General features: G+C 60.7%; 18 protein-coding genes. 7 read left to right on the top strand and 11 right to left on the bottom strand.

What is annotated here, in order from left to right; all coding sequences use genetic code 11:
* Positions 1-109: 109 nt before the first annotated feature.
* A complete protein-coding gene (locus tag JHD64_RS12235; protein WP_059285556.1) occupies positions 110-1,114 on the bottom strand; it encodes a BMP family protein in 1,005 nt (334 codons plus the stop codon).
* A 490-nt stretch (positions 1,115-1,604) separates the two neighbouring features.
* Between JHD64_RS12235 and JHD64_RS12230 the strand changes: the two genes are divergently transcribed.
* On the top strand, positions 1,605-2,351 hold the full coding sequence (locus JHD64_RS12230; RefSeq protein WP_199053392.1) for a tRNA pseudouridine(65) synthase TruC: 747 nt from the start codon (positions 1,605-1,607) through the stop codon (positions 2,349-2,351).
* A 50-nt stretch (positions 2,352-2,401) separates the two neighbouring features.
* Complete coding sequence (locus tag JHD64_RS12225; protein WP_059285554.1) at positions 2,402-3,250, top strand: 23S rRNA (adenine(2030)-N(6))-methyltransferase RlmJ; 849 nt, start codon at positions 2,402-2,404, stop codon at positions 3,248-3,250.
* A 147-nt stretch (positions 3,251-3,397) separates the two neighbouring features.
* Here JHD64_RS12225 and JHD64_RS12220 read toward each other — a convergent pair whose 3' ends face one another.
* From JHD64_RS12220 to JHD64_RS12200, 5 genes are all read right to left on the bottom strand, one after another.
* A complete protein-coding gene (locus JHD64_RS12220) occupies positions 3,398-4,546 on the bottom strand; it encodes a branched-chain amino acid ABC transporter substrate-binding protein (protein ID WP_059285553.1) in 1,149 nt (382 codons plus the stop codon).
* Between the two features lie 101 nt (positions 4,547-4,647).
* On the bottom strand, positions 4,648-5,910 hold the full coding sequence (locus tag JHD64_RS12215; protein WP_199053391.1) for an FAD-binding oxidoreductase: 1,263 nt from the start codon (positions 5,908-5,910) through the stop codon (positions 4,648-4,650).
* A gap of 3 nt (positions 5,911-5,913) precedes the next feature.
* Positions 5,914-7,485 carry an aldehyde dehydrogenase (NADP(+)) gene (locus JHD64_RS12210; RefSeq protein ID WP_199053390.1) on the bottom strand — a complete coding sequence of 524 codons (1,572 nt, stop codon included), beginning with the start codon at positions 7,483-7,485 and terminating at the stop codon, positions 5,914-5,916.
* 66 nt (positions 7,486-7,551) lie between these two features.
* A complete protein-coding gene (locus JHD64_RS12205; protein WP_199053389.1) occupies positions 7,552-8,499 on the bottom strand; it encodes a dihydrodipicolinate synthase family protein in 948 nt (315 codons plus the stop codon).
* A 58-nt stretch (positions 8,500-8,557) separates the two neighbouring features.
* A complete protein-coding gene (locus tag JHD64_RS12200; protein ID WP_199053388.1) occupies positions 8,558-9,484 on the bottom strand; it encodes a 4-hydroxyproline epimerase in 927 nt (308 codons plus the stop codon).
* 75 nt (positions 9,485-9,559) lie between these two features.
* Here JHD64_RS12200 and JHD64_RS12195 point away from each other — a divergent pair, with 75 nt between their 5' ends.
* The gene (locus JHD64_RS12195; protein ID WP_199053387.1) at positions 9,560-9,784 is read left to right on the top strand and encodes a hypothetical protein; all 225 of its coding nucleotides are present in this window, start codon (positions 9,560-9,562) and stop codon (positions 9,782-9,784) included.
* Positions 9,781-10,557, top strand: a complete 777-nt coding sequence (locus tag JHD64_RS12190) for an AraC family transcriptional regulator (RefSeq protein WP_199053386.1) — start codon at positions 9,781-9,783, stop codon at positions 10,555-10,557. The genes JHD64_RS12195 and JHD64_RS12190 overlap by 4 nt, the downstream gene beginning before the upstream one ends.
* Before the next feature lie 64 nt (positions 10,558-10,621).
* Here JHD64_RS12190 and JHD64_RS12185 read toward each other — a convergent pair whose 3' ends face one another.
* Genes JHD64_RS12185 through JHD64_RS12175 form a run of 3 tightly spaced genes read right to left on the bottom strand, consistent with a single transcriptional unit; the run spans position 10,622 to position 15,648 of the window.
* A complete protein-coding gene (locus tag JHD64_RS12185; RefSeq protein WP_059285157.1) occupies positions 10,622-11,125 on the bottom strand; it encodes an acetone carboxylase subunit gamma in 504 nt (167 codons plus the stop codon).
* A gap of 39 nt (positions 11,126-11,164) precedes the next feature.
* Positions 11,165-13,489 carry a hydantoinase B/oxoprolinase family protein gene (locus JHD64_RS12180; protein ID WP_199053385.1) on the bottom strand — a complete coding sequence of 775 codons (2,325 nt, stop codon included), beginning with the start codon at positions 13,487-13,489 and terminating at the stop codon, positions 11,165-11,167.
* 11 nt (positions 13,490-13,500) lie between these two features.
* Positions 13,501-15,648 carry a hydantoinase/oxoprolinase family protein gene (locus JHD64_RS12175; protein ID WP_199053384.1) on the bottom strand — a complete coding sequence of 716 codons (2,148 nt, stop codon included), beginning with the start codon at positions 15,646-15,648 and terminating at the stop codon, positions 13,501-13,503.
* A 382-nt stretch (positions 15,649-16,030) separates the two neighbouring features.
* On the opposite strand from JHD64_RS12175, the gene JHD64_RS12170 reads away from it, so the two are divergent.
* Positions 16,031-18,034 carry a sigma-54-dependent Fis family transcriptional regulator gene (locus JHD64_RS12170; protein ID WP_199053383.1) on the top strand — a complete coding sequence of 668 codons (2,004 nt, stop codon included), beginning with the start codon at positions 16,031-16,033 and terminating at the stop codon, positions 18,032-18,034.
* Between the two features lie 144 nt (positions 18,035-18,178).
* Here JHD64_RS12170 and cysN read toward each other — a convergent pair whose 3' ends face one another.
* Together cysN and cysD are read right to left on the bottom strand one after the other, a co-directional pair.
* Positions 18,179-19,609: a sulfate adenylyltransferase subunit CysN gene (gene cysN, locus JHD64_RS12165; RefSeq protein WP_233170470.1), complete on the bottom strand. Its 1,431-nt coding sequence runs from the start codon at positions 19,607-19,609 to the stop codon at positions 18,179-18,181.
* 89 nt (positions 19,610-19,698) lie between these two features.
* Positions 19,699-20,670, bottom strand: coding sequence for a sulfate adenylyltransferase subunit CysD (gene cysD / locus JHD64_RS12160; RefSeq protein ID WP_255524355.1), 972 nt, complete (start codon positions 20,668-20,670; stop codon positions 19,699-19,701).
* Positions 20,671-20,751: 81 nt separating this feature from the next.
* Here cysD and JHD64_RS12155 point away from each other — a divergent pair, with 81 nt between their 5' ends.
* Together JHD64_RS12155 and JHD64_RS12150 are read left to right on the top strand one after the other, a co-directional pair.
* Positions 20,752-22,986, top strand: a complete 2,235-nt coding sequence (locus JHD64_RS12155) for an HDOD domain-containing protein (RefSeq protein WP_199053381.1) — start codon at positions 20,752-20,754, stop codon at positions 22,984-22,986.
* Positions 22,987-23,039: 53 nt separating this feature from the next.
* Positions 23,040-24,131, top strand: coding sequence for an LD-carboxypeptidase (locus tag JHD64_RS12150; protein ID WP_199053380.1), 1,092 nt, complete (start codon positions 23,040-23,042; stop codon positions 24,129-24,131).
* Positions 24,132-24,368 lie beyond the last annotated feature (237 nt).

Raw genomic sequence — 24,368 nt, 5'->3', positions numbered from 1 at the left:
TTCCATGAATCCGGCTGACGACCCCGCAAGAACCAAACAGGCACGATAGCCTGAGCCATCGTGCCTGCAGTCCTCCCGGGCCGCAGCCGGGAAAAGATGATCTAGAGAGTTATTTCACCGGGCAGCTGTTGTTGGCGCGGTAGTCCACCACGCTGAGCTTGCCACTGATGATGTCCTTCTTGGCTGCGCCGATTTTCTTTTCCATGTCGGCGGAGATCAGCTTGCGGTTATTGCTGTCCAGCGCCCAGTCCACGCCGCCTTCCTTCAGGCCCATGACCTTGACTTCCGGCTTCCAGCTGCCATCCTTGGCCGACTTGAAGGTGTCGTACACCGCATTGTCCACGCGCTTGACCATGGAGGTCAGCACAAAGCCCGGATAGAGGTGGTTCTGGTTGCTGTCCACGCCGATGGACAGCTTGTTGGCGGTCTTGGCAGCCTGCAACACACCCAGGCCGGTGCCGCCGGCGGCAGCGAATACCACGTCCACGCCACGGTCAAACTGGCTCTTGGCCAGCTCGGTGCCGCGTGCCGGGTCATTGAAGGCCTGCGGGGTGGTACCGGTCATGTTCTGGATGACCTCAGCCTTCTTGTTGGCGTATTTGACACCCTGCACATAGCCACAGCCAAAGGCGCGGATCAGCGGCACATCCATGCCACCGATATACCCTACCTTGCCGGACTTGGAGGCCATGGCAGCCGCCATGCCCACCAGGAAGGAGCCTTCCTGTTCCTTGAACACGATGCTCTGTACGTTCGGACCCTTGGCCACGGAGTCAATAATGGTGAATTTCACCTTGGGGAATTCCTTGGCCACGGTTTCCACCGCCTGGGTAAAGGAGAAGCCGACGGAAACGATCAGGTCAGCATCCTTGCGCGCCAGATTGCGCAGCAGCTGTTCCTTTTGGGCTTCGGAGGCAATGGTGCCTTCACGATAGCTGATCTTGAATTCCTTCTTGAAACGCTCTGCGCCGTTGAACGCCGCTTCGTTGAAGCTCTTGTCAAACTTGCCGGCCTGATCGTAGATCACGGCCGGGGTGAAGTCCTTGGCAAAGGTGGCGCCGGCCAGCATGGACAGGGCGACGGCAAGGCTTGCTCGTTTCAGTTGGATGGTCATATCAGGAACTCTTGGTTTTGTTGGTCAACATGCACGAGCGGACGCTAGCCTGTTCATGCACCATCGGGAAGCCCCACCTTCCGCATTGGCTATTTTGCACCCATCACCTGCTGATGGCTAAACCGATGTCAGCTAACAAGGCAGTATTTCAATTTGATGGGCGCGGCGAATTGTAATGAGCGGGAAATTGACTGTAAACAATTTCCTCTCCACTTTGAAATACCTTGTCGCAAAGCTGCTAACCCGGCAACAGCTTTCGCAATGATCCGGCACCAGAAAAGCACCGCACGCAGCAAATTTATGCCTTTTTGCATGACCGGATCACAAAATATGACGTTTTCCTGCCCAGGACGCAAGAAGTCGCCGTCAAGGAAAAAAGCAGGCCGGCAGCCCCGTCCGGCTGTCGTAATTCGGCCACGGCCGCGCCTTGCACATATCCAAGCCGCCGGCAAAGTCCTACAATCGCCGCCTTCGCCTCATCCACATCGCCATGCTACCCATTCTCTACCGCGACCCGCAGCTGATCGCCATCCACAAGCCATCCAACCTGCTGGTGCACCGCTCCGAGCTGGACCGCCACGAAACCCGCTTTGCCATCCAGCTGCTGCGCGACCAGATCGGCCAGCGCGTCTACCCGGTACACCGGCTGGACAAGGGGACATCGGGCGTCTTGCTGTTTGCGCTGGACAAGGACAGCGCGCGCGAAATGAGCTGGCAGTTTGAACGCCAGCAGGTCAGCAAGCGCTATCTGGCGGTGGTGCGCGGCCATCCAGCCGAAGCCGGCCATATCGACCACCCGCTCAGCCGCCGCGTGGACGACCTGGCCTGGCTGGGGGAAAAGGTACAGCCCGGCCCGCAGGAAGCACAAACCGACTACCGCCGCCTGGCCACGGTGGAGCTGCCCATCGCGGTGGACCGCTACCCCAGCAGCCGCTACGCGCTGCTGGAACTGTCGCCGCTCACCGGCCGCCGCCACCAGCTGCGTCGCCACATGAAGCACATCGCCCACCCCATCATCGGCGATGCCACCCACGGCAAGGGCGTGCACAACCGCATGTTTGCCCAGCACTTTGGCAGCCAGCGCATGTTGCTGGCCTGCATGGAAATGCAGATCACCCATCCGCTGACCGGGGCAGCCATCACCCTGACTTGCCCGCTGGCGGAAGACTTTGCCAGCGTGGTGCGTGCGCTGGGCTGGGAAAGCACCCTCCCCGCCAACTGGCTGCCCGCCGTCTGATGCGAACCCAAATCCGCTACAATGCCGCCACTGTCTTAGAAAGCTGATGCATGCTGAGTTATCGCCACGCCTTTCACGCCGGCAACCACGCCGACGTGCTCAAGCACCTGATTGAAATTGCCGTACTGGACTACCTGGGCCAGAAAGACAAACCCTACTGGTATATCGACACCCATGCCGGTGCCGGTGGCTATGCCCTGCAGGAAGGCTACGCCGCCAAGAATGCCGAATACCTGAGCGGCATTGCCCGGCTGTGGGACCGTAGCGACCTGCCACCTGCCGTGGCGGCTTATGTGGATGTGGTGCGCGAAATGAACCCGGATGGCGAGCTGCGTTTCTACCCCGGCTCGCCCTGGTGCGCGGCCGCGGTGATGCCGCAAAGCGACAAGCTGCGCCTGTTTGAGCTGCACCCTACTGATTTCCAGCTGCTGGAGCAGAACTTCGGCGGCCAGCCGCGCCGTACCCAGCTGCAACAGGCCAATGGCTTTGAAGGCATCAAGGCCATTCTGCCGCCACCGCCGCGCCGTGGCCTGGTACTGATCGACCCGCCCTACGAAGACAAGCGCGACTACCAGCATGTAGTGACCGCACTGAAAGAAGGCTTGAAGCGCTTTGCCACCGGTGTCTATGCAGTGTGGTACCCCTGCCTGCAGCGCGCCGAGATGAAAGAGCTGCCCAAGGAGCTGAAAAAGCTGCCGGCCAAGAGCTGGCTGCGCGCCGAGCTGCATGTACAAGCACCATCAGCCGACGGCTTTGGCATGTACGGCAGCGGCATGTTCCTGCTCAACCCGCCATGGACCTTGCCGGAAACCCTGAAACAAGTGCTGCCCTATCTGGTGGAGCAACTGGGCCAGGATGCCAAGGCCGGTTTCATTCTGGAAACCGGCGGCGATCTGTAAGCCCGCCCCGCTCCAGCCAGGCCATCCCGCGCGATGGCCTTTTTGCTGTCTGGCATCGCCAAAAAAACGGCTGGCCTGCCAGATGGCAGCCAGCCCAAGCATGAGACTGATGAGAAGCGCGGGGAAAAACTGCAAAAGCCGCCCGGTCTAGCGCACTACTGTTTGTACTTCCCAGGCATTGTTCTTGACTACGGACAGGGTGACTGGTGCCTTCAGCAGATTGCCATTGGGGGCAAAAGCAAAGTCGGCCGTCACGCCGCTGTAACGGATGGCCGCCAGCTTGGGCAGGTATTTCGCGGGTTCCACCGAGCCGGCCTGCTTCATGGCCTCGGCCACCAGCATCACGCCGTCGTAAAACTGCGGCCCCAGCAGCACCACATCCTGATGGAAGCGCTCCTTGTAGCGACGTTCAAACTCCTTGCCAGCCGGGCGGGCCGCCAGGATGCCGCCAGCCACGGCCGAGTAATGCCCGGCGGCATCCGCACCAGCCAGCTGGATAAAGGTGGGCGTGTTCATCATGTCGCCGCCCATCAGCTTGGCTTTCAGCCCCAGCCGCTTGAGCTGCTTGGCCATCGGCGCGGCCTGGGCATCGGCCCCGCCATAGAAGATGACTTCCGGATTGACCGCCTTCACCGCGGTGAGGATGGAGGTGAAATCCGTCGCCTTGTCAGAGGTGAATTCACGCCGCAGCACCTTGCCGCCATTGGCGGTCACTGCCTTGACGAATTCGTCGGCAATGCCCTGGCCATAGGCGGTGCGGTCGTCAATCGCCACGATGCGCGTGGCCTTGAGCGATTTCACCGCAAACTGGCCCAGCGAGCCGCCAATCTGGCTGTCGCTGCCTACCAGGCGGAAGGTGGTTTTGTAGCCTTGCTGGGTGTAAGCCGGGTTGGTGGACACTGACAGCTGCGGAATGCCCGCCTCCGAATAAATGCGTGAAGCAGGAATGGACACCCCGGAATTGAAGTGGCCAATCACCGCCTTCACCCCGGCATCCACCAGCCGTTGTGCCGCCTGGGTGCCAACGCGCGGGTCGGCCTGGTCATCTTCCGACACCAGCTCGAACTTGATCTTTTGCCCGCCCACCATCAGGCCCTTGGCATTGATGTCGTCAATCGCCATTTTGGTGGCGTTTTCATTGTCCTTGCCATAGTGGGCCTGCGGGCCGGACAGCGGCGAGGAAAAGCCGATTTTCACCACGGTGTCGGCATGGGCGGCGGCCATGGCAAACGGCATCATCATGCCGCCCAGCGCCACCACCCAGTTCATTTCTGCAAACAGTTTCTTCTGTGCCATGTCATTTCTCCTTTGATGCTGCATTTATTCAAGAGAAACCCGCTGGTTTCCCCTGCTACTGCTCCCCCGTCATGACCGGTCTGCGCCGGCGCCTGACAGGATCAAAACCGTTGCAAGCGGTAGGGCTGCATATCCAGTGCCGGTGCACGGCCCTGTAACAAATCACCCAGCAAGGCCGCCGTGGTGGCCGCCAGCGTGAGGCCCAGATGGCCGTGGCCGGTGGCAAACCACAGGCCGGGCTGCTGCGGTGCCGGGCCGATGATGGGCAGGGTATCCGGCAGCGAGGGGCGGTTGCCCATCCACACCGTCATGTCTTCGGTGGAAAAATCGCCGACGATGCGCCGCGCCTTGTCCAGCAGGATGTGGGCGCGCCGCCAGTCGGGTGGCGCATCGCGGTGTGCCAGCTCCACCGTGCCGGCCAGCCGCAGGCCGCCACCCGTCATCGGCAAAATGACAAAGCTCTCGCTGGCACACTGGATGAAGTGATGCAGCTTCACTCCGGCCCTGGGCAGGTTGACGTGATAGCCACGTTCGCTTTCCAGTGGCACGCGGTAACGGTGCTGACGGGTAAAACGGTCGCTCCACACGCCGCAGGCAATCACCGTGGCGGCGGCCGACAGGCGGCCATGGCTGGCTGTCTCCACTCCGCTCACCCGCCCGTCCCCCTCGACAGTAGCCAGCACCTCATCCTGCACAAACCGTCCACCGGCACGGATGAAGGCATCAAACAGGCCACGGCTGAAGGTGTAGGGGTCGTCCACGTGCGACCAGTCCGGCACCCGCACCGCGTATTGCCATTCCGCGGCCAACAACGGTTCTTGTTCCTGTAACTGGCTGCGTGACAGGGCCTGCCACTGCACGCCGTGGCGGCGTTTCTCCTCCCAGGCAGGCAGGGCCGCATCGAATTCCTGTTGATTACGGTAGAGGGTGAGATTGCCGTGGCGCCGCCACATGCCCCCCAGCCCGGCCTGGGCGATCAGCGCGGCGTAGTCGCTATTCACCCGGCCCAGCAAGGCGGACAGTTCAGCCGTAAGTGATGCCACCCGGCTGGGACGGCTGGCAGCCAGAAAACGCAGCAGCCATGGCAGCAGGCTGGGCAGGTAGCGCCAGCGCAGGGCCAGCGGCCCCAGCGGGTCCAGCATCCAGCCCGGCACCTTGCGCAGCACGCCGGGTTCGGCCAGCGGTATCACATCGCTGATGGCAAAGGCACCGGCATTGCCATAACTGGTTTCCATGGCCGGTTCGCCACGGTCCAGCAGGGTGACGGCCAAGCCAGTCAGCCGCAGATGCAGGGCAATGGCGATGCCCACCACCCCGCCCCCCACCACAATGACTTCATCTCCCGCGACAAGGGTGTCGGCCATGGCTCAGGTCTCCCGCACGCCATTGACCAGCCGGCGCAGCGCCAGCGGATTGGCATGTTTCAGGGCAGTCGGCAGTAGTCCATCCGGCAGGTCCTGATAGCACACCGGGCGCAGGAAGCGCTGGATGGCTGCGGTTCCCACCGAAGTGGCACGCACATCCGAGGTGGCCGGGAACGGCCCGCCATGCACCATGGCGTCACACACTTCCACCCCGGTAGGCCAGCCATTGACCAGGATGCGGCCCGCCTTGCGCTCCAGCACCGGCAGTAGCACACGCGCCAAGGCGATATCGTCGTCATCCAGTTGCAGCGTGGCGGTGAGCTGGCCTTCCAGCGCCTCGGCCAGTTGCAACCGTTCTGCTTCATCGCGGCATTGCACAATCAGCGCGGCAGCGCCGAACACCTCGGCCTGCAAGGCCGGACTGGCCAGGTATTCCGCCGCAGTCACCCGCAGCAGCTGTGCCTGGCACTGGTTGGGCCCGCTGGGCAACAAGCCGCTGGCTATCGTGCTGGCGTGGCGGGACAGGCTGTCCACCCCGTCCTGATACGCTGCCCAGATGCCCGGTGTAAGCATGGTTTGCGCCGCACTGTGTTGCAGCAGCTCGGCTGCGCTGGCGACAAACGCTTCCAGCGCTGGCCCTTGTACCGCCACCAACAGGCCGGGGTTGGTACAGAACTGCCCTGCCCCCTGCGTCAGCGAGCCGACAAAACCCTGTGCCAGCACATCGCTGCGCGCCTGCAGGGCTGCTGGCAGCAGGAACACCGGATTGGTGGAACTCATTTCCGCATAGACCGGGATCGGCTCCGCACGCTGCTGTGCGGTCTGACACAGCGCCAGACCGCCAGCACGCGATCCGGTAAAGCCCACCGCCTTGATGCGCGCATCATTCACCAGTGCCTGCCCTACTTCGCGGCCACTGCCAAACAGCAGCGCGAATACCCCGGCGGGCAGGCCGCACTGTTGCAGCGCGCGCACAATGGCCTGGCCCACCAGTTCGCTGCTGCCGGGATGGGCGCTGTGCGCCTTGACGATGACCGGGCAACCGGCCGCCAGTGCCGAGGCGGTATCGCCCCCGGCTACTGAAAACGCCAGCGGGAAATTGCTGGCGCCGAATACCGCCACCGGCCCCAGCGGGATCTGGCGCTGGCGCAAGTCGGCACGCGGCAGCGGCTGGCGTGCAGGCTGGGCCGGGTCTACCCGCACATCCAGCCATTCGCCAGCCAGAACGGTACGGGCAAACATGCGCAGCTGGCCGCAAGTGCGGGCCCGCTCGCCCTGCAAACGCGCTTGCGGCAAGCCGGTTTCCGCCATGGCGCGGTCAATCAGCACATCGCCCAAGGCTTCGATTTCCTCGGCAATGGTTTGCAGCAACTGCGCCCGCTGCGCTGGTGTGGTTTCGCGGTAGGCATCAAAGGCGGCCCAGGCCAGTGCACCTGCCTGTTCGACGTGTGCCTGATCGCCCCCGGCATAGCCTGGTTGCAAGGATTGGCCGGTAGCCGGGTTGATGGCGTGCAGGGCTTCACGCGTGCCGCTGACGGATTGCCCGCCAATCAGCATCTGGCCTGTCAGATTCATAGGATTTCCTGCTTGAAGTGAAAGCCCGGCCACGCAGCAGCGTGGCACGGCTGCTCTGTTGTTGGCTCAGGCTACGTTCAGCCCGGCCAACCAGTTGCGGTACCAGTTGCGGAATAGCGTGTACTGGGTTTCGGCATAACGGCGCTGGGCTTCGCTCAGTACGTCGCTTTCGTTGAAGTGCAGGCTGTATTCGGCATCCCCGTTCAGCACCATCAAGTACTTGTAATACAGCACCAGGTCGCAGCCTTCATCGAAGGAGGACAGCACCGCCAGCGCGGATTCCAGCTCGCGCGCCTGACGGCGTGCCACGGCGTCGCCCTTGGCCGCCGCCTTGCTCAGGGCCACCAGATGCAGCACCTCGCGCGGCAGTGCATTGCCAATGCCGGTAATGGCGCCGGTGGCATTGCAGTTGACGAAGCCATGCACCACCTGGGTGTCCACCCCCACCATCAGCGTGACCTGATCATCCTGCGAGGTGATGTGCTCGGCGGCGTAGCGCATGTCGGCAGCACCGCCGAATTCCTTGAAGCCAATCAGGTTGGGATAGCTGCGACGCAGTTCGAAGAACAGGTCGGCACGGGTGGCAAAGCCGTAGTAAGGGCTGTTGTAGATGACGGCGGGCAAATCGGGTGCGGCAGCCAGAATGGCGGAAAAGTGGGCTTTCTGCGCGGTCGGGGACGCACCACGCGACAGCACGCGCGGAATCACCATCAGGCCATGGGCGCCAACGCGGGCGGCATGGGCGGCATGGGACACCGCCTCGCGGGTGTTCACCGCACCGGTGCCGACAATGGTGGGCACGCCGGCAGCCACCAGCCGGGCCACGCCTTCCTGACGCTCGGCTTCGGTCAGGAGCGGCCAGTCGCCCATCGAGCCGCAATACACCACCGCGCTCATGCCGGCGGCAATCAGCTCGCGCCCCTTTGCTACCAGCGCGTCAAAGTCCGGCTTGCGCTCGGCGGTACACGGGGTCATCAGGGCCGGGATGCAGCCGGTGAAAATGTTGTCGCTCATTGTTTTGCTCCTTGCAGCTTGTATGTGTGTATGGGGTGTTGTCTGTACAGTGCGGGGTTCAGATGCCCCAGGCGAAAGGGTCTTGCGGGTCGATCAGCAGGGTGCTGCTGGCCGTGACATAAGCGCGGCCGGTAATGAAGGGACGGATGACATCGCCCTCGCGCTGGTAGTGGCCGACGAACTGGCTGCCGGTAATGCCGGCCTGCACCCAGTGCGCGCCTTCGGCCAGCTTGCCGTCGGCAGCCAGGCAGGCCAGCTTGGCGCTGGTGCCGGTGCCGCAGGGCGAGCGGTCATAAGCCTTACCGGGGCACATGACAAAGTTACGGCTGTCAGCGCTGGCATCGTCGGCAAACAGCTCGACATGGTCGATCAGCGCGCCATCGGCCCCGGTGATGCCCTGTGCTTCCAGCGCCTGCAACATGGCCCAGGTGAAGGTGGTCAGTGCCTCGACATTGGCTATTTCCAGCGCCATGCCATGCTCGGATACCAGGAAGAACCAGTTGCCGCCCCAGGCAATATCGCCGTGGAACACACCGTAGCCGGGTACATTCACCGCCACCTGCTGGCGATAGCGGTAAGCCGGCACATTGCCCAGCGTCACTGCACCATCTTCATGCAGGGTGGCGCTGACCTGTCCCACCGGGGTGTCGATCTTGTGTACACCCGGTGCAAGCAGGCCCTGGTAATGCAGCGAGGCAATCAGGCCGATGGTGCCGTGGCCGCACATGCCCAGATAACCGGTGTTGTTGAAGAAGATCACCCCGCAGCTGGCATCCGGCGACACCGGCGGGCAATACAGCGCGCCCACCAGCACTTCGCTGCCACGCGGTTCCAGCAGGCAGGCGCGGCGCCACCGGTCGTGCTGCTGGCGCAATACTTCGCGCCGCTCCGCCATGCTGCCGCCGCCCAGATCGGGAAAACCGCGCATTACCAGCCGGGTGGGTTCGCCGCCGGTGTGGGAGTCGATGATGTGTATCTCTTGCATAAGCCTGTCCATTCAGTAAGAACTTGCAGGACGGTCGGCAGGCATGCCCCATGAAAAAACCAAGGCAGCAATAGCATGCAGGACATTGATTCCATTGCCTGTTCACGCCGGATCCGTCTTCGTCAGCACCTGCATAGAATGGCGTTATTGCGGCCGTTAATCTTGATGCTTATCATCAGCGACAATGACGAAATCGGCACAATTGCTGTTTTTGCAGCACAATGGGCCAGACAGGACTGTGCCGCCATGTCCGGCAACCGGCCGGACCAGCGCACACAATACCGAGGGGAACAATCATGACCGGCGATCTGGTGGACAGCATGGCCAAGTGGCAGCAAACAACGCGTCCGGCCAGCCTGGACAGCCTGCTGGATGCACTGGGACCGCTGCTGCCGGTGCTGGACCTGATCCCCAATGCCGCCATCTTCATCAAGGATGCGCAGGCGCGTTATCTGCTGGCCAACCAGACGCTGGTGGAGCGCTGCGGCCTGAAAAGCCGGCAGCCGCTGCTGGGCAAGACCAGTGCCGAGGTGTTTCCGGCCCAGCTGGGGCCGGTGTATACCGCGCAGGACATGAAAGTGCTGGAAGGCGGGCTGGTACTGGAAAGCCAGCTGGAACTGCATCTGTTCAAGAACCGCGAGCCGGGCTGGTGTCTGACTTACAAATGGCCGCTGTACAGCCAGGCCAATGCAATCATCGGGCTGATCGGCATTTCGCTGGACCTGCAATCTGCCAGCAAGACCCACCCGGCCTACAAGCGGCTGGTGGCGGTGGACGAGTTCATCCGCCAGCACTTCAACCGCCCGCTGAGCATGGCAGAGCTCACCGCCATTGCCGGCGTGTCCGCGGCCCAGCTGGAGCGCTATTGCAAGAAGGTGTTCCACCTGACCCCGCGCCAGATGATTCACAAGGCGCGGCTGGAACACGCCCACCGCCTGCTGCATAGCGACATGCCCATCACCGATGTCGCCCTGCACTGCGGCTATACCGACCACAGCGCCTTCAGCCGCCAGTTCAAGGCGCTGACCGGCCTGACCCCGCGCCAGTATCGCCAGGCCACCGGACAGGACTGAATCATGTGCAAGGCCCCCGCCAGAGGCGGGGGCCTTGTTGCTGCGCGCTCAAGCAGCTGCCGGCTCAGTCAAGCCGCTCGGGTAGCGGCAAGTTCACCCACTCCTTGTAGAAGGTGTCGATGTCCGGCTCGAAGTCGTGTATCACCGGATACCACGGCGTCGGCGCTTCCACATCATGCATGGTGCCGCAGCTTGGACAATAGTACTCGCGGTAGACCTGCCACCTGGTATCCGGCGCCATCAGCGCCGGGTACACCTCGGTCATGGCGGCTTCGGTATCGCGCACATAGATGGCGGCATGCAGCTTCCAGTTGTCCTTGTAGCCGCAGAATGCGTGACCGCAATCGCACTGGATCAGCCACTTTTTATCCCTGGCCGATTGCACGATATACAAATGCGGCCCCAGCGGCAGGACGATGCGGTCGGGGAAGCCGACTTTGGCCTGCAGCGCCGCCAGGTATTGTGCAAAACGGCTATTGTCCTTGGGCATGGACAGCATGCGGAAGGTGGTTTCCCAGTCCAGCGTGCCTTCTACCAGGTGGGCTACCTGTTCGTTCGTGTAAGACATTGCTTGCTCCTTGATTCGGCTATTTGCGCGGACGGAAAATCACTCTTCAACCTGCACCACGGTCGTGACATCCGGCATCAACGACAGATCCATGCGGTGCCTGGAGCCGTAGGTCGGCACATCCAGCTCGTCCTCCAGCAGCTGCCACTCGGCCGGCAAGCTCCAGAATTCCTTAAAGGAGCGGGTGAACTTCCCGGACAAGGCAAAGCTGGTGGCAAACATGTGCTGCACCTGTACCGACGCATCCTTGGCTAGGATGCGTTCCCGCTCTTGCTTCATCCACTCGCGGGTAGGCTGGGCGCGTGCCAGCCGCTCCTGGCGGATTTCGCCACGGCGCGCCTGTGTCCTGGCGGCATCCACGCTGTACACGCCTTTGGCGTCCTGCGTGAACACGGCGCCGTAAACCTTCCGGGCGTATTCCGGCAGCAGATAGTTCAGGTTCAGGTCGTTTTCGATGGCCTTCACCTCACGATCCAGCGGGTCACCAAAACCCGGCCCGCCGCGCAGGTAATTCAGGTACAGGTCGTAGTTGTCGTAGCAGTCTTCGGTGGTGATGCACTGCTTGTCGCGCTTGACGCGGGCAGTGGCGTCGATGTGCTGCTCATAGGTCGGCGCACTCGGGTTGATGTCGCCCCCCAGCGGCAGGCTTTCGCCATTGGCAATGCGCCGGGCAAGGCCGGTCTTGTGCGCCTCGAAACGATAGCCGGTGGCCGAGGGATAGCCGCCCATCATGCCCCAGTCGCTGTTCATGAAACCATTGCCCATGAAGAACATGGTCCAGTCTTGTGCGTTCCACACCATGCGCAGGGTTTCAAAACCGCAGCCGCCACGATATTTGCCATAGCCGCCGGAGTTGGCTTTGACATTGCGACCCAGGTAGAGCAGCGGTTCCGCCATTTCCCAGATTTCGATATCCCCCATGTCGCCTTCCGGATTCCAGATGGCGGCGGCGTGGTTCAGGCCGTCTTTCACCGCGCAGGCCCCGGTCCCGCAAGAGGAGGCTTCAAAGCTGTTGACGGCGTGAATCTCGCCATCCTGATTGATGCCGCCACCCTGCAGCCAGTTGGAGGTATTGGCATTACCCGCATTGACTTCTTCCAGGTAGCCGCGGCTGAAGTAGGACTGCCCCAGGCCACGCCACAAGGCGGACCAGCCGGACACCAGGAAGTGCCAGGCGTAGGCATGGCCGGTGCGGCGGTCATCCGGGTTGCACCAGGTTCCTTTGGGCAGGCGGAATTCGGTGGCGTAATAGGCACCGTCGTTGATGCGCTGCGTCGGCACCAGGGTTTGGCACATCATCACCCAGATGCCGGAGGTAAAGGCCACCTGGTGGGCATTGAAGGTATGCCAGCCCCAGCGGCTGGCGCCTTCGAAGTCCAGCCGCCATTTGCCGTCGGCACGGATGGTCATCTCGCACGGCGAGTGCATGATGGAATCCAGCTTGGCAAAAGCATTGGAGACCTGCACGTCTTCGTGCTTGTAGGGCACGTCGACAAACGACACCTTGCGGTAAATGCCCGGCAGGGTCATGGCCTTGACCCGGCTCATCAGGCCACGGCGACCTTCTTCGATCACCTCGTGGGAGAACTTCTCGTAGGCTGCCAGGCCATCGGCACGGATCACCTCCTCCACCAGTTCGCGAATCATGTGGCAGCCGGCGATACGGGTTTTTTCGTCGAGTATCCAGTACTTCGGCGTGCGGACCGAACGCTGGCTTTCATGCAGCCAGTCGCGCAGCGGCTCGTCGTTGATGCCGGTCTTGCGGCAGGTGATCATGTAGCCGTCGCCAAAGCGCTGGGTCTGGCCGGTGGACATGGAGCCCGGCGTAACCGAACCGGTATCGATCACATGCGTGACCCCGCCTACCCAGCCGATCAGCTTGCCTTCCCAGAATATCGGCACGATGGTGGCGATGTCGCAGGGGTGCACATTGCCGATGGCGCAATCGTTGGTGGTGAACATGTCACCGGGATTGATCATCGGATTGGCTTCCCAGTTGTTCTCGATCATGTACTTGATCGCCGCGCCCATGGTGCCGACATGGATGATGATGCCGGTGGAAGTCAGCACGCAGTCGCCGGCAGCGTTGTACAGGGTGAAGCACAGCTCGCCTTCCTGTTCCACGATGGGGCTGGCGGCAATCTTCTTGGCGGTTTCACGGGCATGCACTAGGCCGCCGCGCAGTTTGGAGAACAGTTTTTCATAGCCGATCGGGTCGCTGTCGCGCAGTTCCAGCTTCTCCAGGCCGTTGTAATAGCCGGTCGCCCGGGTGCGGGCAATGATGGCATCGCGGTGCTGCTTCAGTGTCAGGCCACTGGCCAGCAGATAGCCGACGCCGATTTCCTGATTGCTCATCTGGTTCATGGTTTGTCTCCTTATTTGACTTGTTTGAGATGGAACAAGCGGTGCTTGTCTATCGTCGTTTCAAAGCCATCCGGGACCACAAAGGTGGTGGCGTCCGACTCGATGATGGCGGGGCCGGTGATGTGGTTGCCGGCCTTGAGCGCTTCCATTTTCCACAGCGCGGCTTCGCGCCATTGTTTGTGACGATAGAACGGGCGAGTGCCGAGGTAGGCTTGCGCTGGCGGTGTCGGACCGGCATCCGGGTCTTCCGGCAGTACCGGCTTCTGCGTCACCACCATGCCGCGCAGGATGGCGCCGGTGATGGAGAAGCCCAGCTCCGGCGAACGTGCCGAGCTGGCATAAACCCGGCCATAGGTGGTTTCGAAACTGGCCACGATGCGGTCCCAGTCTTGCGCTGTCGCCGCGCTGGACACGGGCGAGACGATTTCCAGATCATTCAGCTGGCCCATGTACTGCATCTTGTAGCCGGGGATCAGCAGTACGTCTTGCGGCTGGAAGCCATTGATCACGAACTCGTCGATCACCTTGACCGCCAGTTCCTGCCAGGCTTGCTGCAACGTGGCGCAGGCCGCTGCCTTGAGCTCGTCGCTGGCAAACTGGGCCAGCCCCAGGTCCACCGACTTGTCGTAGCGGTATTCGAAATCGGCACAAGCACAGCCGAAGGCCGAGAAACCAGCCGCCCAGGCCGGCACCACCACATCCTTGAAACCGACGCCTTCGGTGTAGCCATAGGTATGTACCGGGCCGGCACCACCGTAGGAGAAACAGGTGAACTCAGCCGGGTTGTAGCCCTTGGCGCTGATATTGGCTCGCAGGTATTCGGACAGGGTGAGGTCAAGCAGCTCGATCACCCCGGCCGCGGCGTCTTCGACCGACAGACCGAGCGGATCGGCGATTTGCGCCTTGATGTGCTCACGGGCGCGCTGCACATCCAGCTTGATGGCGCCCCCCAGGAAATTGTCCGGATTGAGATAGCCCAACACCACGTGGCAATCGGAGACGGAAACAGTATCCAGACCACTCTCCGGCCAGCAGGTACCCACGCGGTAACCGGCACTGTCCGGCCCCAGCTTGATGGATTTGCTGTAGGGATCCAGCCGTACAAAGCTGCCGGCACCGGCGCCGACCGAATCCATTGCCACCAGCGGCAGCGACAGCACCAGCCGGGCCATGTCCGGGTCGGACCTGATGGCAAAGCTGCCCTTGGTGATCAGCGCCACATCAAAGCTGGTACCACCGATATCGGAACAGGCAATGTTTTCGTCGCCCAGGTATTCGCCCAGCAGCCTGGAGCCGATCACCCCGCCAATCGGGCCGGACACGATGGTGCGGGCCAGCTCCTTGGCTTTCCAGCTGATGGTGCCGCCATGGGTGGCCATGACGCGCAGGTCAAACCGGGCACCGTGCTTCTTGAAGCGGTCGCTGACCTTTTTCAGGGTCTGGCGCGAAGGTTCGGCACCATAGGCTTCGAGAATGGTGGTGTTCATGCGGTGGCTTTCCTTGCGCGACGGGTAGTAGTCCACCGAGGCAAACACCGGAATATCCACCTGCAACCGGGCCAGCTCCTCCCTGGCCAGATCGCGCGCCCGCAGTTCGCTGGCTGCATTCTTATGGGATTGCAGCAGGCAGATGACAATGGCTTGGGAGCCGGCCTCCACCAGCTCGCGTACCGCCTGCCGCACGTCCTCTTCGCGCAGCGGAATCACCACCCTGCCCTGCACATCGGTACGCTCGGTCACACCACGGGTACGCGCAACCGGCACCAACGGCTCGTCGTAACGATGGGTATTCAGATGGATGCGGTCTTCCAGCGCGTAGCCCAGATAGCTTTGCAGCGCCCGGCCCATGGAGTGGATTTGCTCGAAACCCTTGTTGCAGATCAGGCCGACAGCCAGCCCCTTGCGCATCAGGATGCGGTTGAGCATGGCCGTGCCGGAGTACACGCAGGTCACCAGTTCCGGAAAGACATCGTCGACTTCCCGTTGCCAGTGCGCCAGGGCATCGACCGACGAGTGGTAAATCGCCAGCGATTCGTCCTCCGGATTGCTCTGTGCCTTGCCCACCACAAAGCGTCCGTCGGCGCGTACAAAAAAGGTATCGGTCATCGTGCCGCCGGCATCGATGCCCATGACCTGTACGTTTGACTGCTCGGATTGCATATTGCCTCCTCGGTGTGTGCTGTTGATCAGGCCGCTGCCCGCTACTGCCTTGCCAGCGCGTCCTGCTAGCCGGGGCGTTTCCCCCACACTTGATTTGGCAATATCCGTGCCATATGAAAATTTCAGAAATATCCTATGAATATCTTTTATTTTCAATGACATAACTACAAACTACCTTGCAGCCGCCATGGCACGCCATGCGGTGCGGAGCGTCCGCCATCCGGACAAGCTGCAGCAACTGTCCGGATGGCGGACGCTCTGCGCCGGACATGCTGCATCGCACAAGTCATTGATTTAAATAATATTAATTGACTGTGAGAAATGGTTTTATACTTTGAGCCATCCGCTTGCCGGTTTTGCCATCCAACATGAGCACATCCGAATGCACACCACCAGCCTGCTGATTCCGCGAGTCGGTGACGAGCGCACGGTCGCCGCCTCCTGGGAGCGATTTGTCCAGAACATCAGCCCATGCCCCGGCAATGTCCGCAATGTGATTCTGGAGTCATGGTGGCGCTGTCGCTCCAAGGCCGTCGACCCACTCTGTCCGGGCGCCCCCACGCTTGCCAGCGCCGAGCAGCTGCCAGCGCTGCGCCACCAGGCCAGCGAGCTCTACCAGGCAGCGCACCCGGTCATCGCCCTGCTGGCTGAGGTAGTACACGAATCCGGCTCGCTACTGATGCTGACCGACCCCAACGGCACCATCCTCGACCTGCATGGCGCATCCAAAGCACGCCATGCCGGTGAGCAGGTCAATCTGGCACCGGGAGGCTGCTGGGTGGAATCGCTGATCGGCACCAATGCCATCGGCACCGCCATTGCCACCCATGCCCCGGTACAGATCTACGCCAGCGAGCATTACTGCAAGGACGTCAAACACTGGACCTGCGCCGCCGCACCGGTACTCGACCCACACTCCGGCAAGCTGTTGGGCGTGATCGACATTTCCGGGGAAAAGGAAACCTTTCATGGCCACTCGCTGGGCCTGGTCATGACCGCCGCCAGCCAGATCGCGTCCTTGCTATCCCGCCGTGGCCATGAGCGCGAGGCCCGTCTGCTGGCGCAATCGGCCGACGCATTCACCCGCCATGCCAACGCCTGCGTCATCCTGCTGGACCGCGATGGCAAGGTCGTGAGAACCAATGGCAAATGGGCCATCGCCCAGGAAAAACATGGCATCAGCCAGCAGCTGGAAGTCGGCAGCCGGGTGCCGGCGGCTGATCTCACCCCGGGGAAACAGGCCGGCCATGACCCGCTGCCTGCCTGGCTGAACCAGGACTGGCTGCATGTGCTGCGGCTCGATGGCGAGGTACTGGGTAGCCTGCTGCTCATTCCCCTGGCTCGTCCGCCAAGCCAGGGCGCAAGCGGCAGCGACCCGCCCCCCGCCGCCCTGGCAGCCCCTCACGATGCCTTTGCCGACATCATCGGCAGCAGCGCGCTGCTGCAAAGCGTCAAGACCAGGGCAAGGCGCCTGGCACCGCTGGACCTGCCGGTGATGCTGCTGGGAGAAACCGGTGTCGGCAAGGAAGTGTTTGCCCGCGCCATTCACCAGTCCGGCAACCATCCGCATGCGCCGTTTGTGGCGGTGAATTGCGGCGCCTTCACCCAGGAATTGCTGGCCAGCGAATTGTTTGGCTATGCCGAAGGCGCTTTTACCGGCGCGCGCCGCGGCGGGGCCGCTGGCAAGTTTGAACAGGCGCACGGCGGTAGCCTGTTTCTGGACGAAATCGGCGAAATGCCGCTGGCGATGCAGCCCCATCTGCTGCGGGTACTGCAGGATGGCATGATCGTGCGACTGGGCGATAGCCGCGAAAGACGGGTGTCGGTGCGCATCATCGCCGCCACCAACCGCGACCTGCAGGGCGAGGTCAAGGCCGGGCGTTTTCGCGCCGACCTCTATCACCGGCTCTGCGTCACCACCCTGGCCCTGCCCGCACTGCGGGAACGGCGGGAGGACATCAGCCAGATCATCGAACACCTCAACCGCTGCTTTGCCCGCAAGTATGGCGTACCGGCCAAAACGCTCGATCAGCCCACCCGGCAAGCACTGGAAAACCACGATTGGCCCGGCAATATCCGCCAACTGAAAAACGTCTACGAAACGCTGTTTGCCCTCAGCGAGGGCCAGCAAATCGACCCGGACCTGCTACCCGCCGAGCTGGCCGCGGCCGGGGAGCGCAGGCCGGAGCCAGCCGTGCCGACGGTCCTGCCCAATGAGGTCAGGCGGCTGGCCGAGATGGAAAAACACGCCATACAGGCTGCCATCGCCCATGCCAAGGGCAATCTGTCGCAGGCGGCCCGCTCGCTGGGCATCTCGCGCAGCACGCTGTATGTAAAGCTTTCTGCCATGCGTGACAGGGCCGACAGCCAGCATGAACCCCGCTGAATGCCGCGCAGGCGGTACCGCAAGCGGCCATGGTGCTTGCAAGAAATGAAAAACCAGCGCCCATGACAGGTGCGCTGGCCGGATGCATCGCCGGACCTTGCCGAATCCGCCACAGCGCAGATGCAGCAAGGTCTGCCGGAAAATTTACAGCAACTTGGAAATATCCTTGGCTTCCCAGTGCGGGAAGTGCTTGCGCACCAGCTGGTTGAATTCCAGCTCGAAGACACGCAGGCGGGCCAGTTCGTCGCTCACCGGCTCGGCAGCGGATTCGGCAGCTGCCGTCACCATGCCGGCAGCGGCAGTGGCATTGGACAGGCGGTCGATGATGATGAAGCTGCCGGTGCCACGGCACTGGGCATAGGCATCAAACACCACCGGCGCGTTAAGCTCCACGCGGCACAGGGCGATTTCGTTCAGCGCCAGCTCTTGTGCGTCGAACTGCTGCAGCGAGTTGACATCAACGCGGTGCTCGATGGCAGCCACACGCCCGCTCACCACCTTGCCCGCCAGCTTGAAACCGTATTCCTTGCCCACCACCAGCGATGCCTCGGCCATCCACACCACATGGGCGTCAAATGCCTGCGCCACATTCGGTTGCTGCTCGCCGGCACGCACAATCATGTCGCCGCGGGAAATGTCGATTTCATCTTCCAGGGTCAGGGTAATGGCCTGACCGACAAAAGCAGAGGGCTGATTGCCTTCAAAGGTGACCACTTCCTTCACCTTGCTGCGCTTGCCGGATGGCAAGGCCACAATCGCATCACCCGGCTTCACTTCACCCGCCACCACGGTGCCGCAGAAACCGCGGAAATCCAGATTCGGGCGGTTGACGTACTGCACCGGCAGGCGGAAGGCCTCCAGCGCTACGTCATGGCTTACCTGTACGCTTTCCAGCAGCTCCATCAGGGTGGCACCCTGATACCAGCCCATGTTTTCGCTGCGGGTCACCACATTGTCACCACGCAGGGCAGAGATCGGCACAAAGCGGATGTCCGGAATGGTCAGGTGCTCGGAAAAGGCCAGGTATTCTTCACGGATGCGCTCATACACTTGCTGGCTGTGCTCTACCAGGTCCATCTTGTTGATGGCCACAATCACGTGCTTGATGCCCAGCAGGCTGACAATAAAGCTGTGACGACGGGTCTGGGTTTGCACGCCACGGCGGGCGTCGATCAGGATCACCGCCAGATTGCAGGTGGACGCGCCGGTAGCCATGTTACGGGTGTATTGCTCGTGCCCCGGGCAGTCGGCAATGATGAACTTGCGCTTTTCGGTGCTGAAGTAGCGATAGGCCACGTCGATGGTAATGCCTTGCTCGCGCTCGGCTTGCAGGCCATCCACCAGCAAGGCCAGGTCGATTTCCTGGTCGGTGGTGTTGTACTTTTTCGAGTCGCGCTCGATGGCGGCCAGCTGGTCTTCGAAAATCAGCTTGGAGTCGTGCAGCAGGCGGCCAATCAGCGTGGATTTGCCATCATCGACATTGCCACAGGTGATAAAGCGCAGCATGTCCTTGTTTTCATGCTGTTTCAGGTATTCCAGGATATCGCTGGCAATCAGCTCGGACTGGTGAGACATGATCGTTCTTTCCGCTGTAGCCCACCGCCAGGGCGATGGACATCAATTCTTCAGAATGGTGACTGGATGGAGCCGGGCTTAGAACGGGCTTAGAAATAGCCTTCCATCTTTTTCTTTTCCATCGAACCGGCCTGATCATGGTCGATCAGACGGCCCTGACGCTCACTGGTGGTGGTCAGCAGCATTTCCTGAATCACCTCCGGCAGCGTGGCCGCAGTGGACTCCACCGCGCCGGTCAGCGGGTAACAGCCCAGCGTGCGGAAGCGCACCTGCTTCTTGGTGATGCTGGCTTTTTGCTCGGGCGTCAGGTATTGCAGGATGCGGTCGTCATCAATCATCACCAGCGTGCCATTGAGGTTGACCACTTCACGCTCGGCGGCAAAGTACAGCGGTACGATGTCGATGTTTTCCAGGTAGATGTACTGCCAGATATCCAGCTCGGTCCAGTTGGACAGCGGGAACACGCGGATGCTCTCGCCCTTGTCGATCTTGCTGTTGTAGATATTCCAGAGTTCCGGACGCTGGTTTTTCGGGTCCCAGCGGTGATTCTTGTCGCGGAAGGAATACACACGTTCCTTGGCGCGCGACTTTTCTTCGTCACGGCGCGCGCCACCAAAGGCCGCATCAAAACCGTATTTGTTCAGCGCCTGTTTCAGGCCCTCGGTCTTCATCACGTCGGTGTGCTTGGCACTGCCGACCGTGAAGGGGTTGACGTTAGCCTTCACGCCCTCTTCATTCACATGCACGATCAGGTCCCAGCCTTCGGCTGCCTGCTTGTCGCGCAGGGCGTACATGTCCTGGAATTTCCAGGTGGTGTCCACATGCATCAGCGGGAACGGCGGCTTGCCCGGCGCAAATGCCTTGCGCGCCAGATGCAGCATCACGGCAGAGTCCTTGCCGATACTGTACAACATGACCGGATTTTCAAATTCCGCAGCGACTTCACGGATGATGTGGATCGACTCGGCTTCCAACTGCTTGAGGTGAGTCAGTTTCTGTTGACTGATATTCATGGTTCCCGCCTGTTCCTGGGCTGCCTGCGCGTCTGGTGAGCACAGCATGATGGTTTGCTTGCCGCTCAATGTACCGGAAGCCCTGCCATTCTCCAAAATCAGTTGGATATATCAATATGCACTATCCAAGTGAAAATTAAGTCAAAAGAGACATATCAACGCCATGTCAAAACTTGTAAAGGATATCTTGCTCTGCAATATTCATGCATTCAGAATAGCAGCATGAAAAGCGCGCTCTCATTGCAGGATATCCAGACCATAACATGCGGTGATGGAAGCCCATTACTACTTGCCAGTAACGGGCAACAACGCTATGTCATGCTGCCATCCTCTCCAGCCAGAATGCAGAACCGGCTCAGACACAGTCTGCTGGCCTGGCCGGAACAAGAAGTCAGTCTCAAGGAAGGAAACTTCGCCTGCTATGTGCGCGGCAATAGCAAGTTACTGGCCGAACTGGAGCCTGATCAGCTTAATGACCGGGAAAAAACAGGCATTGCCTGCGATATCATCGAAGCCCTGCTGCACTTGCAGCTGAGTCAGCAGGCGCTGCCACATTTCAGCCTGGAACATATTCTGATCAATGAGCAGTTCCAGATACAGTTGCTGGGCCAGCACGCCTCGCTGCATCAGGACGAAACCCAGCAAAAACGGAACACCTGTCAGACCGGACAAATCCTGCACTGGCTATACAGTGGTCAAACCGCTGCCGGACAGCCATTACAAACACTCAGGCCGGATCTGGATACTGAGCTGGCCAAAGCCTGCCAGGTCCTGCTTGATGAAGAACAACACAACAAGGATAGGGTGCGTAGCGTTCTGGCACAGCTGCAAGACTGGCTTTTGCGGCAGCAGCACTCAAGTCTTACCGGCGGCCAGCAGGACAACACACTCAAGCAATTGCTGGAGCGCATGCGGCACAGCCGGGACTTCCCGGCGCTGTCACAGGCCATCAGTGCCATCAATCACATTGGCAATGCGGATCGCGAACGGCTGCAGGTCCTGGCCGACATTATCCTGAAAGACCCCTCGCTCACCAGCAAATTGCTGAAAGTCGTCAACTCGGCCAATTTCAATCACTTTGGCGGCACGGTCAGCACCATTTCTCGCGCCATCGTGATTCTTGGCTTCAACACCATCCGCAATCTTGCATTAACGCTGCTGCTGTTCGAGCACATGAACAATCACGACCATGCCCGCGATGTGTACGACATCACCATCAAGGCCTTGTTCTGTGGTCTGCTTGCCCGACAACTCGCCTTTCATTTTGGCAGCCGCGATGCCGAAGAAATGCTGATTTGCGGCATGTTTCAGCAACTGGGGGAGTTGCTGTGTGCCTTTTATTTTCATGAAGAACACCTGCGCATTCAGCAGCGGTGCCAGCAGGGTGGCGATCCGGAACAGGTCGCGCGGGAAATCCTGGGAACAAGTCGCAGCACACTCGCGGCCGAAACGACGCGTCGATGGAATTTTCCTGAACACTTCACACAAAGCCTGCTTCCCCTGCCAAGCGGTCCGGTGCGACAGCCGCATGGCAGTAATGAGCGTTTGCGCATGTTTGGGAATCTGGCCAATGAGCTGACACAGGCTTTGAGTGGCCCGGATCACGCACTACTGGGCAATGTTCAAGGCATACTGATTCGATATGAACGCGCCCTGACCTGTGATTTCGACATACTGCAAAGCATCATCAGCCGCACCCAGCATGATTTCACTGACTACCTGCAAAGCTGGAAAGGTGAGCATGCCAGCAGCAAGCAAACCCAGACGCTCAGATCAATCAGCCTGACACACCGACCTCATGCTGATCCTGTCGAAACCAACACCATGCCACAACATACACTCAGCACCGAGGTAGTCGACAAGCTGAGCAATGGGATACAAGATGTCACCAGCGCACTGGTCGGCACCCAGCAATTACAAGATGTGCTGCGCATGATTCTTGAAATCATGCATGACAGCGTCGGCTTTGATCACGTCATGCTTTGCACCAGGGATCCAAAACAAAACATCATCCTTGGCCGTTTTGGCATAGGCGATAAAATCAATATTCTGATCAAGCATTTCCGCATCAATCCAGAACAACTGGACAATACCTTCAGCATCGCCCTCGAACGCAATGTTGATGTTTTTATCGATGATGCCCAGGCACCGGCCATTACCAACCACATACCACGCTGGTACCAGCAACTGAATCTGGCGCAAACCTTCATCATCTTCCCGCTGGTGCTGGAAAAGAGGAAAATAGGCTTTTTATATGGTGACAAAAAGCAGGCACACAGCCTGCCATTGCGACCCGACGAACTCAATCTGCTCAAGACCCTGCGCAACCAGGCCTTGCTGGCCATCCGCCAGAAACAGAGCTGAGCAGCCACATCATCAGGAATAGTTTGTCACCGACCAGCAAACACCCACTGGACATGCCGTCACGCAGAACGCTGCTGCACTCCGGCCTGAGCCTTGCCGTAGCCGGCATGCTGCAAGCCTGCAGCAGCCCCTTGCGTCGCCCTACTCCACCAACCGCAGCCCATCCGATCATGCCATTGCAAAACCGCGAAATCAGCCTGCTCGCCTGCTCCGGCAGCCTGCCCAGCGCCACCCAGCGCCAACACGGGGTCGAACGCCTGCAACAGGCCGGCTTCGATGTAACCAATCGCCAGGCAATCGACCGCCAGTACCAGCGCTTTGCCGGCACGGATCAGGAACGGCTGCAAGACCTCAATCAGCTGATACAGCGGCAAGACATGCCGCGCATGCTGCTGGCCGGCCGTGGTGGCTATGGCGCATGCCGCCTGCTGCAAGAAATTGATTACCAGCGACTATGCCCCATGCTCAAGGAAGCCGGCACGCAGATCATGGGCTATAGCGACTTCACCGCCATTCAGCTGGCATTGCTCGCCAAAGGTGGCCTTGGCAGCTTTGCCGGCCCCATGCTGTACAGCGACTTTGGCGGCCGCAAACTCAGCCCGATGACCATGCAGCATTTCATTCAGGCAACAACCACTGAAAACTGGACCGTCGCCACCCCCACGCCACAAACCAGCACAGCAACAGGTGAAGGCATATTCTGGGGCGGCAATCTCAGTGTCTTGTCCAGTCTGGTCGGCAGCCCCTATTTGCCAGAAATACGTGGCGGCTTACTGTTTCTGGAAGATGTGGGCGAGCAGCCCTACCGCCTGGAGCGCATGCTGCAGCAGCTCTACCTGGCAGGCATTTTGCAGCAGCAAAAAGCCATCTTCTTTGGCGACTTTGCCATGGGGCGCATCATCGACGCCTACGATGCAGGCTATACACTGGACACGGTCATCGCACAGATCCGTTCACAGTTGAAAATCCCTGTATTTACCGGCATCCCTTTCGGCCATATCCACGACAAAACCACCCTGCCTCTTGGCTATCCTGCGCGTTTCACCGCCAACGAAACCGGCCTGACACTCACCTTCAGTCAGTACCCGATACAACCTGCCGCCGGACTCACACTGGAACGGCTGCTGATGGAAAGCCCAACCTGAAAACAAAAAGCCACCCCAGGGTGGCTTTGTTATTTGGCTTTGCAGTTTGGCCCCCACCCAGCACGGACGTCTGGCTGCAGGAATGGAGCGGCATGGGATATACAAGTTATCCGTCGCCCCAATGCAAAAAGCCCAGCTCGTTTGAGCTGGGCTTTTGTAAGGGGAGTCTGGCGGTGTCCTACTTTCACATGGCGAATGCCACACTATCATCGGCGCTAAGGCGTTTCACGGTCCTGT

The organism is Aquitalea sp. ASV15, from assembly GCF_016429115.1.
GTDB classification, from domain to species: domain Bacteria; phylum Pseudomonadota; class Gammaproteobacteria; order Burkholderiales; family Chromobacteriaceae; genus Aquitalea; species Aquitalea magnusonii.
Note: the sequence above shows the minus strand (reverse complement) of the source record. Positions and strands in the feature narration are given on the sequence as shown.